The organism is Pseudomonas sp. Ant30-3 (genome assembly GCF_000690905.1).
Taxonomy (GTDB): domain Bacteria; phylum Pseudomonadota; class Gammaproteobacteria; order Pseudomonadales; family Pseudomonadaceae; genus Aquipseudomonas.
Genome location: NZ_JMCL01000025.1, coordinates 1 through 14929 on the forward strand (window position 1 = coordinate 1; position 14929 = coordinate 14929).

14 protein-coding genes and 1 pseudogene are annotated in these 14929 nt (G+C 59.1%); 3 read left to right on the forward strand and 12 right to left on the reverse strand.

The window, feature by feature from the left end:
- Positions 1-134: 134 nt before the first annotated feature.
- The 7 genes from DU29_RS01000000129525 to hutC all read right to left on the reverse strand — a co-directional run bounded on the left by DU29_RS01000000129525 (position 135) and on the right by hutC (position 8039).
- Positions 135-965, reverse strand: a complete 831-nt coding sequence (locus DU29_RS01000000129525) for a quaternary amine ABC transporter ATP-binding protein (RefSeq protein ID WP_050483078.1) — start codon at positions 963-965, stop codon at positions 135-137.
- A complete protein-coding gene (locus tag DU29_RS0106020) occupies positions 962-1813 on the reverse strand; it encodes an ABC transporter permease (RefSeq protein ID WP_028620916.1) in 852 nt (283 codons plus the stop codon). Before DU29_RS0106020 ends, DU29_RS01000000129525 begins: the two co-directional genes overlap by 4 nt.
- A gap of 69 nt (positions 1814-1882) precedes the next feature.
- Positions 1883-2851: an ABC transporter substrate-binding protein gene (locus tag DU29_RS0106025; protein WP_028620917.1), complete on the reverse strand. Its 969-nt coding sequence runs from the start codon at positions 2849-2851 to the stop codon at positions 1883-1885.
- A gap of 70 nt (positions 2852-2921) precedes the next feature.
- Complete coding sequence (locus DU29_RS0106030) at positions 2922-4394, reverse strand: purine-cytosine permease family protein (protein ID WP_028620918.1); 1473 nt, start codon at positions 4392-4394, stop codon at positions 2922-2924.
- Positions 4395-4557: 163 nt separating this feature from the next.
- Positions 4558-6255 (reverse strand): urocanate hydratase, encoded by a 1698-nt coding sequence (hutU, locus tag DU29_RS0106035; protein ID WP_028620919.1) that lies wholly within the window; start codon positions 6253-6255, stop codon positions 4558-4560.
- A gap of 493 nt (positions 6256-6748) precedes the next feature.
- A complete protein-coding gene (locus tag DU29_RS0106045) occupies positions 6749-7318 on the reverse strand; it encodes a HutD/Ves family protein (RefSeq protein WP_028620921.1) in 570 nt (189 codons plus the stop codon).
- A gap of 10 nt (positions 7319-7328) precedes the next feature.
- Positions 7329-8039 carry a histidine utilization repressor gene (gene hutC / locus DU29_RS0106050; RefSeq protein ID WP_177326944.1) on the reverse strand — a complete coding sequence of 237 codons (711 nt, stop codon included), beginning with the start codon at positions 8037-8039 and terminating at the stop codon, positions 7329-7331.
- 146 nt (positions 8040-8185) lie between these two features.
- Here hutC and DU29_RS0106055 point away from each other — a divergent pair, with 146 nt between their 5' ends.
- Positions 8186-9550, forward strand: coding sequence for a formimidoylglutamate deiminase (locus tag DU29_RS0106055; protein WP_028620923.1), 1365 nt, complete (start codon positions 8186-8188; stop codon positions 9548-9550).
- Between the two features lie 109 nt (positions 9551-9659).
- On the opposite strand, the gene DU29_RS0106060 is transcribed toward DU29_RS0106055, so the two are convergent.
- The gene (locus tag DU29_RS0106060) at positions 9660-10229 is read right to left on the reverse strand and encodes a lipocalin family protein (protein ID WP_028620924.1); all 570 of its coding nucleotides are present in this window, start codon (positions 10227-10229) and stop codon (positions 9660-9662) included.
- Between the two features lie 30 nt (positions 10230-10259).
- Entirely contained in the window at positions 10260-10514 is a 255-nt protein-coding gene (locus DU29_RS0106065) for a hypothetical protein (protein ID WP_028620925.1), read from the reverse strand.
- A 341-nt stretch (positions 10515-10855) separates the two neighbouring features.
- Between DU29_RS0106065 and DU29_RS1000000133670 the strand changes: the two are divergent.
- A pseudogene (locus DU29_RS1000000133670) lies at positions 10856-11809 on the forward strand (HAMP domain-containing protein); the annotation flags it as partial.
- 93 nt (positions 11810-11902) lie between these two features.
- Positions 11903-12667 carry a methyl-accepting chemotaxis protein gene (locus DU29_RS1000000133675; protein ID WP_442961280.1) on the forward strand — a complete coding sequence of 255 codons (765 nt, stop codon included), beginning with the start codon at positions 11903-11905 and terminating at the stop codon, positions 12665-12667.
- A 117-nt stretch (positions 12668-12784) separates the two neighbouring features.
- Here the strand turns inward: DU29_RS1000000133675 and DU29_RS0106080 are convergent, their stop codons facing one another.
- From DU29_RS0106080 to DU29_RS1000000132170, 3 genes are all read right to left on the reverse strand, one after another.
- Positions 12785-13387, reverse strand: coding sequence for a DUF924 family protein (locus tag DU29_RS0106080; RefSeq protein ID WP_028620928.1), 603 nt, complete (start codon positions 13385-13387; stop codon positions 12785-12787).
- 3 nt (positions 13388-13390) lie between these two features.
- On the reverse strand, positions 13391-14401 hold the full coding sequence (locus tag DU29_RS0106085; RefSeq protein WP_028620929.1) for a class 1 fructose-bisphosphatase: 1011 nt from the start codon (positions 14399-14401) through the stop codon (positions 13391-13393).
- A gap of 190 nt (positions 14402-14591) precedes the next feature.
- Complete coding sequence (locus DU29_RS1000000132170) at positions 14592-14852, reverse strand: DUF3999 family protein (RefSeq protein ID WP_028620930.1); 261 nt, start codon at positions 14850-14852, stop codon at positions 14592-14594.
- Positions 14853-14929: the final 77 nt, after the last annotated feature.

Here is a 14929-nt window from a genome sequence, read left to right on the forward strand (position 1 = left end):
TGGCGAGGGAGCTTGCTCCCGCTGGGCTGCGAAGCAGCCCCAAAAATCTTGCGACCGCTTCGCGCTGGAGCGCCAGCCCGGTCGAACGGGAGCAAGCTCCCTCGCCACAAAAGCAGTCTCGCCACCCTTCAACTTCAAACCACCGCAGCCCGCCGCTGCACAAACCGGTCTACATACTCATCCGCCGGCGAATGCAGGATCTCGCGCGGCGTGCCGACCTGAATCAGCCGCCCGTCCTTGAGGATCGCGATGCGGTTGCCAATCCGCACGGCTTCGTCGAGGTCATGGGTGATGAAGACGATGGTCTTGTGCAGGGTTTTCTGCAGCTCCAGCAACTGATCCTGCATTTCGGCGCGGATCAACGGATCAAGGGCGCTGAACGCCTCGTCCATCAGAATGATGTCGGTGTCCGCCGCCAAAGCGCGGGCCAGGCCGACGCGCTGGCGCATGCCGCCGGAGAGCTGATGCGGGTATTTGTTTTCGTAGCCTTTGAGGCCCACGGTGTTGATCCAGTGCAGCGCGCGTTCGCTGCACATCTGCTTGCTCTCGCCGCGCACTTTCAAGCCGTAAGCGACGTTGTCCAGCACGGTCTTGTGCGGCAACAGGCCGAAGCTCTGGAACACCATGCTGATCTTGTGTCGGCGAAATTCGCGCAGGGCTTCCATGTCGTACTGCAGGATGTCCACGCCATCCACCAGGATCGCGCCGCTGGTGGGGTCGATCAGGCGATTGAAGTGGCGCACCAACGTGGATTTGCCCGAACCGGACAGGCCCATGATCACGAAGATCTCGCCAGTGCCGATGCTCAACGACAGGTCATTCACGCCGACTACGCAGCCGGTTTCGGCGAGCACCTGATCCTTGGTTTTGCCCTGCCCCACCATGGCCAGCGCCTCCCTGGAACGGTTGCCGAAAATCTTGAAGACGTTTTTGACTTCGATCTTGCTGATGGCTTCGTTGCTCATTTGCTCACCTCATGCCGTGGCCGACCGTACGCTTGAGTAATCCGGTCGATGACCACTGCCAGAATCACGATCGCCAGACCGGCTTCAAGGCCGCGTCCGACGTTGAGGGTCTGAATCCCCACCAGCACGTCTTCACCCAGGCCTCGGGCGCCGATCATCGAGGCAATCACCACCATCGACAGGGCCATCATGGTGGTCTGGTTTATCCCGGCCATGATGCTCGGCAGCGCCAGCGGCAGTTGCACGCCAAACAGTTGCTGCCAGCGGTTGGCGCCGAACGCATTGATCGCTTCCATCACTTCGCCGTCAACCTGGCGAATGCCCAGGTCGGTCAGGCGGATCAGCGGCGGCGCAGCGTAAATCACCGTGGCGAAAATCGCCGGGACCTTGCCCAGACCGAACAGCATCAATACCGGGATCAGGTACACGAAACTCGGCATGGTCTGCATGATGTCCAGCAGCGGCATCAGCACTGAGCGCAGGCGATTGCTGCGCGCGGAAAGGATCCCCAGCGGGATGCCGATCAGCACCGATATGACTGTCGCCACCATCATCAGCGCCAGCGTCTGCATCAGCTTGTCCCAGAGGCCGACTGCGCCCACCAGAAACAGCAGACCGACGATGACGGCGGTGGTCACCACTTTGCGCGTGGCGTGCCAGGCGACGCCACCGACGATAGCCAGCATCAACCACCACGGCGCCGCACGCAGCAGGCCTTCCAGATTGACGATGGCCCACAGCAACGTGTCAGAGATGCTGCGGAACACATCGCCGTAATTGGTGACCAGCGAATCGACCCAACCGTTGACCCAGTCGGCGATGGAAAAGGTAAAGCTTTCGGGAAACATAGGAGACTCTCAATCAAGGGGTTGCGATCAAGCGTTCGACTGCCGGTGCCGGCAGTCGGAAAACTCGACCTACAAGGCCGCGTCGATTTTTTTGGCGGCGTCTTCGCTCACCCATGCATGCCAGACTTCAGGATGTTCCTTGAGGAAGATTTTCGCCAGTTTCGGCGAAGCAATCCGCTCCTTGGCCATGCGCCCGAGATTCTGGTTGAGCAGGTCGATCGGCAGGTTGACCTTTTCCAGCACGGCCACCAGTTCCGGGGCTTCGTCGTGGAAGACTTTGGACAGGCCGACCTTGATGGTCACGCTCTTGTCGACGCCCGGTTTCTCTTCGAGTTTGACCAGATCGACCTGGCCCATCAGCGGGGTCGGCGACCAGTAATAGAACAGGATCGGCTCGCCACGTTTGTAGCTCGACAACACCGCCGCATCCAGCGCCGGGCCGGTGCCCGGACGGAAGTTGGTGTAAGTGCTTTCCAGACCGTAGCTCTTGAGCATTTCGCTGTTGTCCAGCTCACAGGTCCAGCCGGCAGGGCAGTTGTAGAAACGGCCTTTGGACGGCTCTTCCTGATCCTTGAAGACTGCTGCGTATTTGCTCAGGTCAGCAATGTTTTTCAGGTCGGGGGCCTTGGCTTCCAGCTTGCGGCTGGCATCACCCTCGATCACGTAGCGCGGCACGTACCAGCCTTCGATCGCGCCAGTGACCGGCGCGCCGACACCCACGACTTTGCCGGCCTTCTCGGCCTTGTTCCAGACTTCGCTGCGGCCAACCCATTCTTCGGCGAACACCTGAATGTCATTGCTGCTCAGGGCGTTTTCCATGGTGATGGAGTTGCCCGGCAGGCTGTCGGTCTTGCAGTCGTAGCCTTTCTCCAGAACGATTTGCAGCACGTCGGTCAGCAGCATGCCGCTTTCCCAGTTCAGGCCGGCGAACTTCACCGGTTTGCCCGATTCGCACCAGCCAGCCGCCTGAGTGGCGCCGGCACCGGTCAGCACGCCCATGGCAAGCAATGCGGTCAGCAGGGTCTTGTTGGATTTCATTGTCGTGACGCTCCTAATCATGAATTGGCTTACGGCAGTCAAGAGGCATCCAGCCCTGTCCACGTCCCAATCAGGCCTGCGCCGCAGCGCCACCGGCCACTCTTGTTTCAGGTTGTGCAACGCTGTCCTGCTCGACCGGCAGAATCAGATGATCGGGCACCGAACCGTGCCATTTTTTTGCGCACAGGTAATACAGGGCGGCGGGAAGCACCAGACCGATAATCCAGGAAATATCCACGCCACCCAGGGTTTCCACCAACGGACCGGTATAGAACTTGGTCGCAATGAAAGGCAACTGCACCAGCACACCGAAAACATAGACGCTGATGCCCAAGGCGTTCCAGCGACCGTAGCGACCGTTTGGATCAGCCAGCGCCGGCACGTCATAGCGCTCGCGAGTGATGCAGTAGTAGTCCACCAGATTGATCGCGCTCCAGGGTGTGAAAAACGCCAGCAAAAACAGGATGAACGACTTGAACGCACCGAGGAACGAGTGCTGGCCGAGCAAGGCGATCAGGGTCGCAGTACCGACGATAATCAGTACGAAGACCAGACGCTGCAAACGCGTGACCTGCAAGTGACCTCGAAAACCGCTGATGATCGTCGCAATGCACATGAAGCTGCCGTAGGAGTTCAGCGTTGAAATGGTGACCTTGCCGAATGCGATGCTGAAGTACAGCAGCGCAGCCGTTGCACCGGTACCGCCCAGACCCACAATGTAGGCCACTTCGTGCCCGGCGAATTGGCCGTTGGCCGATGCGGCGGCAAACACGCCGAGAATCATCGCCACCTGGGCGCCAATCACCGAACCGGCGCCAGCGGCGAAAAAGGTTTTCACCGAGGAAATCTTGCTCGGCAGGTAACGGGAATAGTCAGCCACGTAAGGGCCGAAAGCGATCTGCCAGGACGCCGCGAGCGACACCGCAAGCAGAAAACTGCTCCAGCTGAAGTGGCGGATTCGCAGAAGAGCGCCCACGTCCGTTTGGCTCATCAGACGGTAGAACAGGTAAACAAAAGCAATCACTCCGATAACGCTGGCGACCCGGCCGATGAAGTGGATCACCCGATAACCGAGCACCGTGACCAGCACGATGACGCTGGCGAAAATGAGGATACCGACGCTGTCGCTGACCCCGAACAACTGGCCTAGCGCCTGGCCGGAAAGCACCGTTCCCGTGGCGGTGAAACCAAGGTACATCAAGCAAACCAGTACGATCGGAATGGCCGCGCCGTAAACGCCGAACTGTACCCGGCTGGAAATCATCTGCGGCAGACCCAGCTTCGGCCCTTGCGCCGCATGCAACGCCATCACCCCGCCGCCGATCAATTGGCCGATCAGCAAACCGATCAACGACCAGAACACATCGCCGCCCAGCACCACGGCCAGGGCACCGGTGACAATCGCAGTGATTTGCAGGTTGGCGCCCAGCCACAGGGTGAACTGGCTCAACAGACGACCGTGTCTTTCCGCTTCCGGGATGTAGTCGATCGAACGCCTTTCGATCAACGGTTCGCTGCCTGCACGAGCGTTGTTAACAGCCATGATTCAACCTCTGTGGATTGTTCTTGGAATTCGACTCGTTTTGCTTTTCCTGTGGGAGCGAGCCTGCTCGCGAAGGGGCAAGCACATCTAACATTGATGCTGAATGACCCACCGCTTTCGCGAGCAGGCTCGCTCCCACATAAAGCACTTCTCCAGATCTGTGTTACTTGCCGGTAATCATCGGCAGGTTCAGCCCCTGCTCCTTCGCACAATCAATCGCGATCTGGTAACCCGCATCGGCGTGACGCATGACACCCGTCGCCGGGTCGTTGTGCAGTACGCGCGCGATGCGCTCGGCCGCTTCATCCGTCCCGTCGCAGACAATCACCATGCCCGAATGCTGCGAGAATCCCATGCCAACGCCGCCGCCGTGATGCAAGGAAACCCAGGTTGCACCGCTCGCGGTGTTGAGCAGCGCATTGAGCAGCGGCCAGTCGGACACGGCGTCGGAACCGTCCTGCATCGATTCGGTTTCACGGTTCGGGCTGGCCACCGAACCGGAATCCAAGTGGTCGCGACCAATCACGATCGGCGCGGACAATTCACCGCTACGTACCATTTCGTTGAACGCCAGACCCAGCTTGGCGCGCAGGCCCAAACCGACCCAGCAGATACGTGCCGGCAAACCCTGGAAGCTGATGCGCTCACGGGCCATGTCCAGCCAGTTGTGCAGGTGGGCGTCGTCTGGAATCAGTTCTTTGACTTTAGCGTCGGTCTTGTAGATGTCCTCGGCGTTGCCCGACAGTGCGGCCCAGCGGAACGGACCGATGCCACGGCAGAACAGCGGACGGATGTAAGCCGGTACGAAGCCCGGGAAGTCGAACGCGTTTTCCACGCCTTCCTCTTGCGCCATCTGACGGATGTTGTTGCCGTAGTCGAAGGTCGGAATGCCCATCTTCTGGAATTCCAGCATCGCTTTCACGTGCACGGCCATCGATTGCTTGGCGGCTTTGACCACGGCAGCAGGCTCGGTCTTGGCGCGAGCGCGGTATTCGTCCCAGGTCCAGCCGGCCGGCAGGTAACCGTTGAGCGGGTCGTGGGCGCTGGTCTGGTCGGTGACCATGTCCGGGCGTACACCGCGCTTGACCAGTTCCGGCAGAATTTCCGCGGCGTTACCCAGCAGCGCGATGGAGATCGCCTTGCCTTCCTTGGTGTATTTCTCGATACGCGCCAGCGCGTCGTCGAGGTCGGTAGCTTGCTCGTCGACATAGCGGCTGTTGAGGCGGAAATCGATGCTGACCTGCTGGCATTCGATGTTCAGCGAGCACGCCCCGGCCAGGGTCGCGGCAAGCGGTTGCGCGCCGCCCATGCCGCCCAAACCTGCGGTCAGCACCCAGCGACCTTTGAGATTGTCGTTGTAATGCTGGCGACCGGCTTCGACGAAGGTTTCGTAAGTGCCCTGGACGATGCCTTGGCTACCGATATAGATCCAGCTGCCGGCGGTCATCTGTCCGTACATGGCCAGGCCTTTGGCGTCGAGTTCGTTGAAGTGCTCCCAGCTCGCCCAGTGCGGCACCAGGTTGGAGTTGGCGATCAGCACGCGCGGCGCATTGCTGTGGGTCTTGAACACGCCGACGGGCTTGCCGGATTGCACCAGCAGGGTCTCGTCGTCATTCAGGTTAGTCAGGCTCTCGACGATTTTGTCGTAGCACTCCCAGTTACGCGCAGCACGACCGATACCACCGTAAACCACCAGTTCTTTAGGGTTCTCGGCGACTTCCGGGTCGAGGTTGTTCATCAACATTCGCAGCGGCGCTTCGGTCAGCCAGCTCTTGGCGGTCAGCGTGTTACCGCGTGCAGCACGGATTTCAACGTCACGGCGCTTGGTGAAAGAAGCAGTCGTAGATTTATTGTCAGTCACGAAAAAGACTCCTCAGCGATCAATTCAAACCAACCCTGGCAGTGGGCAAGCAGCCTGCGCGCTTCGTTGCGGCGCAAACGAATCAGTGGACGCTGCAGAGAGTCTCGATCGACTCATACGCATACGTCTTTACTTGTACATACAAGCATATGCAATCGAGCGGCCAACTTTTTGAATCAAATCTTTTGAGAAAACCGGCGCAGGGCTGGAGAGCGCCTGAACCGTGGGTTCTGGCGAAGATGAAATTTTTGCAGGGGGATTTTGCGGAGGGGTGGCTGCTGATTTTTAAGCGTAGCTTTGCGCCACGCTGGGGCGTTTGGTAACAAGATGGTGCGCGATGGGAAACAGGTAAAGAGACTTTTGTGGTGAGGGGGCTTGGCGAAACGTCGCACCGCCCCGTTGGGCTGCGCAGCAGTCCTGTTGTTTTTTGGGGCCGCTTCGCGACCCAACGGGGGCAAGCCCCCTCGCCACAGTGGATCTGTTCAGCAGTTGATCAGCGTGCGGTCAGTTCGATTACGCAGCAGGCGCCGGTAATGGAGACTTCCAGCAGTCCGTTGTTTGCGTCGAGTTGCAAGCAGTCGTGGCGACCCAACTCTGAGGCGCTGTTACCGACTTTGACTTCCAGCGCATCGCTGACACTGAACACCAGCACCGTCCCCGCCGAACTGAAAAACCGTTGCTCGCCTTCCAGCCACTGCAGCCGCGCGCTGTATCGCTGCGGCGCATAAATCAGATTGAAATCGCGGATGGGTCCGCCGAGCAATTTGCAGGAAACCAGGCTCTCGCCGCTGAATGCAAACGGGTCGAGCGGTAACAACGGCCGAGTGTTTTGACCGTCAATCCGCAAGGTCATGCCTTGGCCTTGCAACACAGTGATCACGCGTTGGTAGCCGGTGAATGTGGAAAATCCACCCGACTCACCAATGTCGGCAATCGACAGACGCCAGCCAAAACCATCGAGACCCCTCCCCGCGTCGCGGGTGATTTCTTCAGTGCTGCCGCCGCCGTTTTTCCACGGCATGCGCGGATAATCGACCGCGCGCAAAACCTTCAATTCGCTCATTTGTGGCTCTTTATTTATGAAAGCGTCCTTCCAGACGATGACGGGAACCTGGGTGGATCAAACGGGCGGCGGTCACTGGCTGACGGCCGGACCAGGTGCGACGACGGATCAGCAGGCAAGGCTCGCCCTTTTCAATCTGCAACAACTTGCATTCGGACGCCTCCGCCAGAATCGCCTCAACCACGTGCTCGCCTTCGGTCAACGGCGCGACCTGGTTCAGATAGGCGTAAGGCGTCTGCAGGGTGAAGTCCTGCTTGAGGTAGTCCGGTGCCACCAGCGCGTTGACGAAGCGGTCTTCGATCTGCACCGGAATATCGTTTTCGAAATGCACGATCAGCGAGTGGAAGACTTTCTGTCCCTCGCGCATGTCCAGTGCCAGCGCACGTTCGGAACCCGCCGCCTCTTCTTCGAGGGTGATGACCTTGCAGGTATGGCGATGGCCGCGCGAAGCGATCTCATCGGCAATGTTGTGCACCTCAAACAGGGCCGACTGGCTTTTCGGCTCGGCGACGAACGTACCGACGCCTTGCATGCGCACCAGCAGACCGTCGGCCGTCATCTCGCGCAGAGCACGGTTGATGGTCATGCGGCTGAAACCGAGCTGGTTTACCAACTCGCTCTCCGACGGAACGCGGTAATGCGGCGGCCAGTTTCCACTATCGATCTGCTGGGTGATCATCTGTTTGACGCGGGCGTACAAGGGCGCCGGACTGTCGCCCATGTGTGCGGCCAACGGTGACACTGGGGGCGGAGTCGGCACGGTTAATCCTTGATCGTCTGATGATGGTGGCTAGCTTGCCGGAGTTTACCGAGCAGGCAAACGTCTGTATATGTATATACAAATAACACACGATGGGGTGCTGAACCATGTCCGCCTTCTTTGCCGATCGCGCGCTGCTGCCTAGTGGATGGGCCAATAATGTACGTCTTGAGGTCAGCGCCGACGGCGTTCTGACCCGCATCCAGGCCGATTCCCACGCTGATGGCGCAGAGCGGCTGAACGGTCCGCTACTGCCGGGCATGCCGAATCTGCACTCCCACGCATTCCAGCGCGCGATGGCCGGGCTGGCGGAAGTGGCGGGTAATCCGAACGACAGTTTCTGGACCTGGCGCGATCTGATGTACCGGCTCGTCGGAAAAATCAGCCCGGATCAGCTCGGTGTCATCGCCCGACAGCTTTACATCGAAATGCTCAAGGCCGGTTACACCTCGGTCGCAGAATTCCATTACGTTCATCACGACGCCAGCGGCCAGCCTTACGCCGACCCGGCCGAACTGGCCTTGCACATCAGTCAGGCGGCGCGCTCTGCAGGCATCGGCCTGACCCTGCTGCCGGTGCTCTACAGTCACTCCGGTTTTGGCGGCCAGATCCCGAACGACGGTCAGCGCCGTTTTATCAACAGCACCGAAAGTTACCTGAAGCTTCAAGCGCATCTGCAGCCGATCCTGGCAAGGCAGCCCGCGCAGTCCCTGGGTTTGTGTTTCCACTCATTGCGCGCGGTCACACCACAGCAGATCAGCGAAGTGCTCGCGGCCAGCGACAAGCAGTGCCCGGTGCACATTCACATCGCCGAGCAGCAGAAGGAAGTCGACGACTGCCTGAGCTGGAACGGCCGTCGTCCGCTGCAATGGCTGTATGAAAACGCCGAAGTCGATCAGCGCTGGTGCCTGGTTCACGCCACTCACGCCAACCCGGAAGAAGTCACGCTGATGGCCAAGAGTCGCGCCATTGCCGGTCTGTGCCTGACCACCGAGGCCAATCTGGGCGACGGGATATTCCCGGCGGTGGACTTTCTGGCTCAGGGTGGGCGGATGGGCATCGGCTCCGACAGCCATGTGTCATTGAGTGTGGTGGAAGAATTGCGCTGGCTGGAATACGGCCAGCGTTTGCGCGATCAGCGCCGTAACCGCTTGTATGGCGCGGACCAGCCGATGGTCGGCCGCACACTGTATGACGCGGCACTGGATGGCGGCGCTCAGGCGCTGGGGCAACCGATTGGTGCGCTGGAAGTTGGCAAACGGGCGGATTGGCTGGTGCTGGATGGCAACGATCCGTACCTGGCGACGGCCAATGGTGACGGGATTTTGAATCGTTGGTTGTTCGCCGGTGGCGATCACCAGGTGCGTGACGTGCTGGTCAATGGTCAGTGGGTGGTGCGGGACGGGCGACATGCCGCAGAAGAAGACAGCAACCGCGCGTTCACCCAGGTTCTGCGCGACCTCCTGGGCTGACAACCGATCCCTGTAGGAGCCGGCTTGCTGGCGATGGGGGAGTGTCAGTCAACTTTGATGTAGCTGACACACCATCGCCAGCAAGCCGGCTCCTACAAAGGATTTGCGATCAATGCGACGTCTTCGCCATCTGAGTATCCGACGCTCGCCAGATCAGCCGCGTGGTGTCGTAACCCTGCTGACGCGCCTTGCTCAGCAATTCTTCTCGCACGACGCCATTGACTGATGGCGACCGCGACAGCAGCCACAAGTACTTGCGACTTGGATCGCCGACGATGGCGGTCTTGTAGTCATCGCTGACGTACAACACCCAGTATTGCCCCTTCGCCACGCCGGGCAGCAAACGCGAGAACCAGTTATCAAACTCGACCCACAGCTTGTCGGTTTTACCCGGCACTTGCGGGTAAGCCGTGCCTTTAGCCTCTTCCCACTGCCAGTCTTCAGTCAGGCAGCGGTTCAATACCAAGACGTTGCCATCCGGCTTGAGCGTGTAATGAGCTTCGGATTGTGCGCAGTTGCGCTGGAAGTACATCGGCAGTCGGGCCAGCTCGTACCAAGTCCCTTGGTACTTCTTCAGATTGACACTGTCGACGGTTTTCGGCGCCAAAGGATCTTCGCCAGAAGTGGCGCAGCCAGCCAATACCAGGCCGGCAAAAAGGAGGATCAATAACCGCTTCATTGTTTTTCTCCCGTGGGCAATTGCCCCGGTTTACTTCAGGCCTTGGCCGGAAAACATCAGCACTTTGTCACCGGCATACTGCACGCTGATAAAGCTGTTCTTGTCGCCCCAAGTGCAGCTGGACATGCCGAGCGCACCCGAACAATCCGTGGCTTTGCCGAGCAAGGCTTCTACTTCAGCCTTGGGCATGCCTGCCTCCAACTTGGAATAATTTTCCTGATTGACCTTGCTGCATGCAGCCAGCAGCACACAGAACGACAGCAAGGCGATGGATCGCAGCGACATGTTGAAACTCCTGGAGCGAAGGGGGTTGGCATAGGCTGCCAAGCTGAACCTTAGAAGAGCAAACCCCTATCTGGTTCCCTGATAGTCAGGCTATTTGTGAAGCCGCTCGTCTGGCTTTTTTGAAATTTCAGGAACTTTCGCTCGCTGTTGAGCATTTCGTCGCTTTTCCAGAATGTGCCTAATCTTTGACGCTGAGCTGTCGACATATTCATCAGGAAGAAATTTGCGCCTACAACAGCCCCTTCGCGGTAGCTCAACTAATGACCAGAAACATGAAATTCAGCCACAAGATCCTGTTGGCTGCCGCCCTCGTGGTGGCCGTTGCATTCGCTTGTTTCATAATGTTCAACGACTATCGCCAGCGTCAGACGCTGCGCACCAGCACCGAAACGTCGATGCAGGAACTCGGCAGCCTGACCACCAGCAACATTCAGACCTGGCTGGAAAGTCGCATCCAGCTGCTGCAATCACTGTCCCAGCAGATCGCCGTGGACGGCAGTGCGCCGGCCAGCCTCAAACGCGCCATTGACCTGCCGGCTTACACCAGCAATTTTCAGCTGAGCTATTTCGGCGGTACTGACGGCGTGATGTTCTCGATCCCGGCCGGCAATCGCGCCGCCGACTACGATCCACGCGCCCGCGGCTGGTACAAAGCGGCCAACAGTGCGCAGCAGACTGTCGTAACAGAACCGTATATCGCGGCCTCTTCGGGCAAACTGGTCATCACCGTTGCCACACCCGTGAAGCGTGAAGGTCAGATGATCGGCGTCGCCGGTGCTGACATCGACCTGTCCAGCGTCAGCGCAATCATCAACTCGCTGAACTTCGGTGGCCATGGCCATGCGTTCATCGTCGGTGCCGACGGCAAGATCCTGATCCACCCGGACAGCAAACTGGTGCTGAAGAATCTGGCCGAGGCATACCCGAGCGGCGCGCCGCAGGTCAGCCCCGGCATGAAAGAGGTCGAGATCGACGGCAAGCGCCAGTTCATCTCCTTCACCCACGTCAATGGCGTGCCGTCGGCAGACTGGTATGTCGCGCTGGTGCTGGATCAGGACACCGCGTTCGCGATGCTCAGCGAATTTCGCACTTCGGCGATCATTGCCATGGTCATCGCCGTGGTGATCATCATTGCGCTGCTGGGCATGCTGATCAGTTTTCTGATGCAGCCTTTGCTGACCATGGGCCGCGCCATGCATGACATCGCCGAAGGCGAAGGTGACCTGACCAAACGGCTGACCATTCATGGCCAGGATGAATTCGGTGCGCTGGGTACGTCGTTCAACCGGTTCGTGGAGCGAATCCACACCTCGATTCGTGAGGTGTCTTCGGCCACCGGCCAGGTCAACGAAGTCGCCCTGCGCGTGGTTGCCGCCTCGAATTCGTCGATGTTCAACTCCGACCAGCAAGCCTCGCGCACCAGCAGCGTTGCTGCCGCAATCAACCAGCTCGGCGCCGCCGCCCAGGAAATCGCCCAGAACGCCGCCCTCGCCTCTCAGCATTCCAGCGACGCGCGGGCACTGGCCGAAGACGGCCAGCAAGTGGTGGATAAAACCATTGCAGCGATGCAGCAGCTGTCGGCGAAGATCAGCGATTCGTGCGGCAATATCGAAACGCTCAATAGCAACACGGTCAACATTGGGCAGATTCTGGAAGTGATCACCAGCATCTCGCAGCAAACCAACCTGCTGGCACTCAACGCCGCCATTGAAGCCGCCCGTGCCGGGGAAGCGGGACGCGGGTTTGCCGTGGTCGCTGATGAAGTCCGCAACCTCGCCCATCGCACGCAGGATTCGGCGCAGCAAGTGCAGAAAATGATCGAGGAACTGCAAGTCGGCGCCCGCGAAGCAGTCAGCACCATGACCGACAGCCAGCGCCAGAGCGAGAGCAGCGTCGGCATTGCCAACCAGGCGGGCGAGCGTCTGGGCAGCGTGACTCAGCGCATCGGCGAAATCGACGGTATGAATCAGTCCGTAGCGACCGCTACTGAAGAACAGACGGCGGTGGTGGAGTCGATCAACGTCGACATTACCGAGATCAACATGCTCAACCAGGAAGGTGTAGAAAACCTGCAATCAACCTTGCGTGCGTGCTCCGACCTTGAACAGCAGGCGGCGCGATTAAAGCAGCTTGTTGGTAGTTTCAGGATTTAAGGCGCTCTCACTGGCCTCATCGCCAGCAGGCTGGCTCCCACAGGGGATTTGTGAACGACACAAACCTAATGTGGGAGCCAGCCTGCTGGCGATGGCGGCATCAGCAACAACGAAAAATTAGAACCTGGAACCAGGCTCTGACAGAAAGACCAACTCCTCAGCCGTAGAGTCCCTTCCCAATACCGCATTGCGATGCGGGAACCTTCCAAACCGCGCAATGACCTTTTGATGCTTCTCGGCAAAGTCTAGATAGTCGGTAAACAGCTTCCGATCAGCCTCTGGTAGCTCCGTGAGCAAATCGATGTATCGCGAGACGGCTTCGTTCTGCACTGCAAGATTTTCGCAGTGCTCGAACACCAGGTAGATGAAAACCCGCTGGATGGGCCGCAACTGCCGATCGAAATCCGCAGCAATACCCTGCGCCACCAGCGCTTGAGCTCTGAGGTCGCCGGAAAAGGATTTGGGGGAATTGCGAAAAATCATGCGTGGCAATTGATCGAGCAACAGCACCAGTGCCAGCCAACCTTCGGGGCGTTGCGCCCACTCGGTCAATTCGCCGGCCAGTGCCTGCTCGACCCAGTCCCCGAAACGCATTTGCGCGTCGAGGTCCTGGCTGTCGCGTTTGCCGAACCACAACTTGCCCTTGTCAGCCACTGTCTCTTGCACTGATTCGGAGGAACCGAACCACCAGTCGAGCAATGGCTGCCAGGGCGCGGTCATGCTTTATTCCTTGTGGTAAGCCGTGACACGTGCAACTTCTTCTTTCGAACCGAGGTACACCGCTACGCGCTGGTGCAGGCCTTCAGGCTGAATGTCGAGGATGCGCTGATGGCCGTCGGTGGACGCACCGCCCGCTTGCTCAACCAGGAACGACATCGGGTTGGCTTCGTACATCAAGCGCAGTTTGCCCGGCTTCGACGGCTCGCGGCTGTCACGTGGGTACATGAACAGACCGCCACGGGTCAGGATGCGGTGCACGTCGGCAACCATCGCGGCGACCCAGCGCATGTTGTAGTTCTTCTTCAGCGGGCCTTCCTCACCTGCCAGCAATTCGCTGACATAACGCTGCACCGGTGCTTCCCAGTGACGCTGGTTGGACGAGTTGATGGCGAATTCCTGGGTGGACTCAGGAATGGTGATGTCTTCGTGAGTGAGCACGAAACTGCCCATTTCACGGTCCAGGGTGAAGCCTTTGACGCCGTCGCCCAGGGTCAGCACCAGCATGGTCTGCGGGCCGTAAATGGCATAACCGGCCGCTACTTGCTCGGTGCCTGGCTGCAGGAAGGCCTTTTCATTCAGGGCTTCGTTCTGGCTGAGGTATTCGCTCGGGCAACGCAGTACCGAGAAAATGGTGCCGACCGGAGCGTTGATGTCGATGTTCGACGAACCGTCCAGTGGGTCGAATACCAGCAGGTAGGCGCCTTTTGGGTATTTGCCCGGGATCTGGTAGGCGTTGTCCATCTCTTCGGACGCCATGCCAGCCAGGTGACCGCCCCATTCGTTGGCTTCAAGCAGAATCTCGTTGGAAATCACGTCGAGTTTCTTCTGCACTTCGCCTTGAACGTTTTCGGTGCCCATGCTGCCCAGAACACCACCCAGGGCGCCTTTGGACACGGCGTGGCTGATTTCTTTACAGGCGCGCGCCACCACTTCGATCAGGAAACGCAGATCGGCAGGCGTGTTGTTGCTACGGGTCTGCTCAATCAAATAGCGACTCAGGGTAACGCGGGACATGGAAGGCTCCGGTGGAATGGGGGGCTAAAAACCCGCGCAGTTTAGCGCGAGTCGCGGTGCATTTGCTCCTATCAGACGTGATCCGCCCAAGAGAGTTCATGTGTCGGGTTCAGCGTAGTTGGAAACGGATTGGATGAGCGTTGAGATTCACGGCATTTTCGAATTTTTCTTCGATTGAAAGACAGTCTCCTCAGGATTTCTCAAAGGATTTACGCAGCAAGCTGAATGCCATCGCAGCCAGGAATACGACGCTGAGCAACAGCACTGCCCACAAGCCGAACTTCTTCCAGTCGGGCTCAGCCTGAGATGTCGAGGTTGCCGTTGATGCCGATGCGACCATCGCCGCTTCATCTACCGCTGCCGCGCCCAACGACGCCCCAATGGCAGGCAACTCCCAGATCAATTCCGGGGAAGCGGCAGGAATTTCGTCGAGGGTGAAATGAAGGGTCACAGATATCCCTAAGCAGCCCACTGCCGGGCGGATCCCACAAACCCAATGTGGGAGCGAGCTTGCTGGCGAAAAGGGGC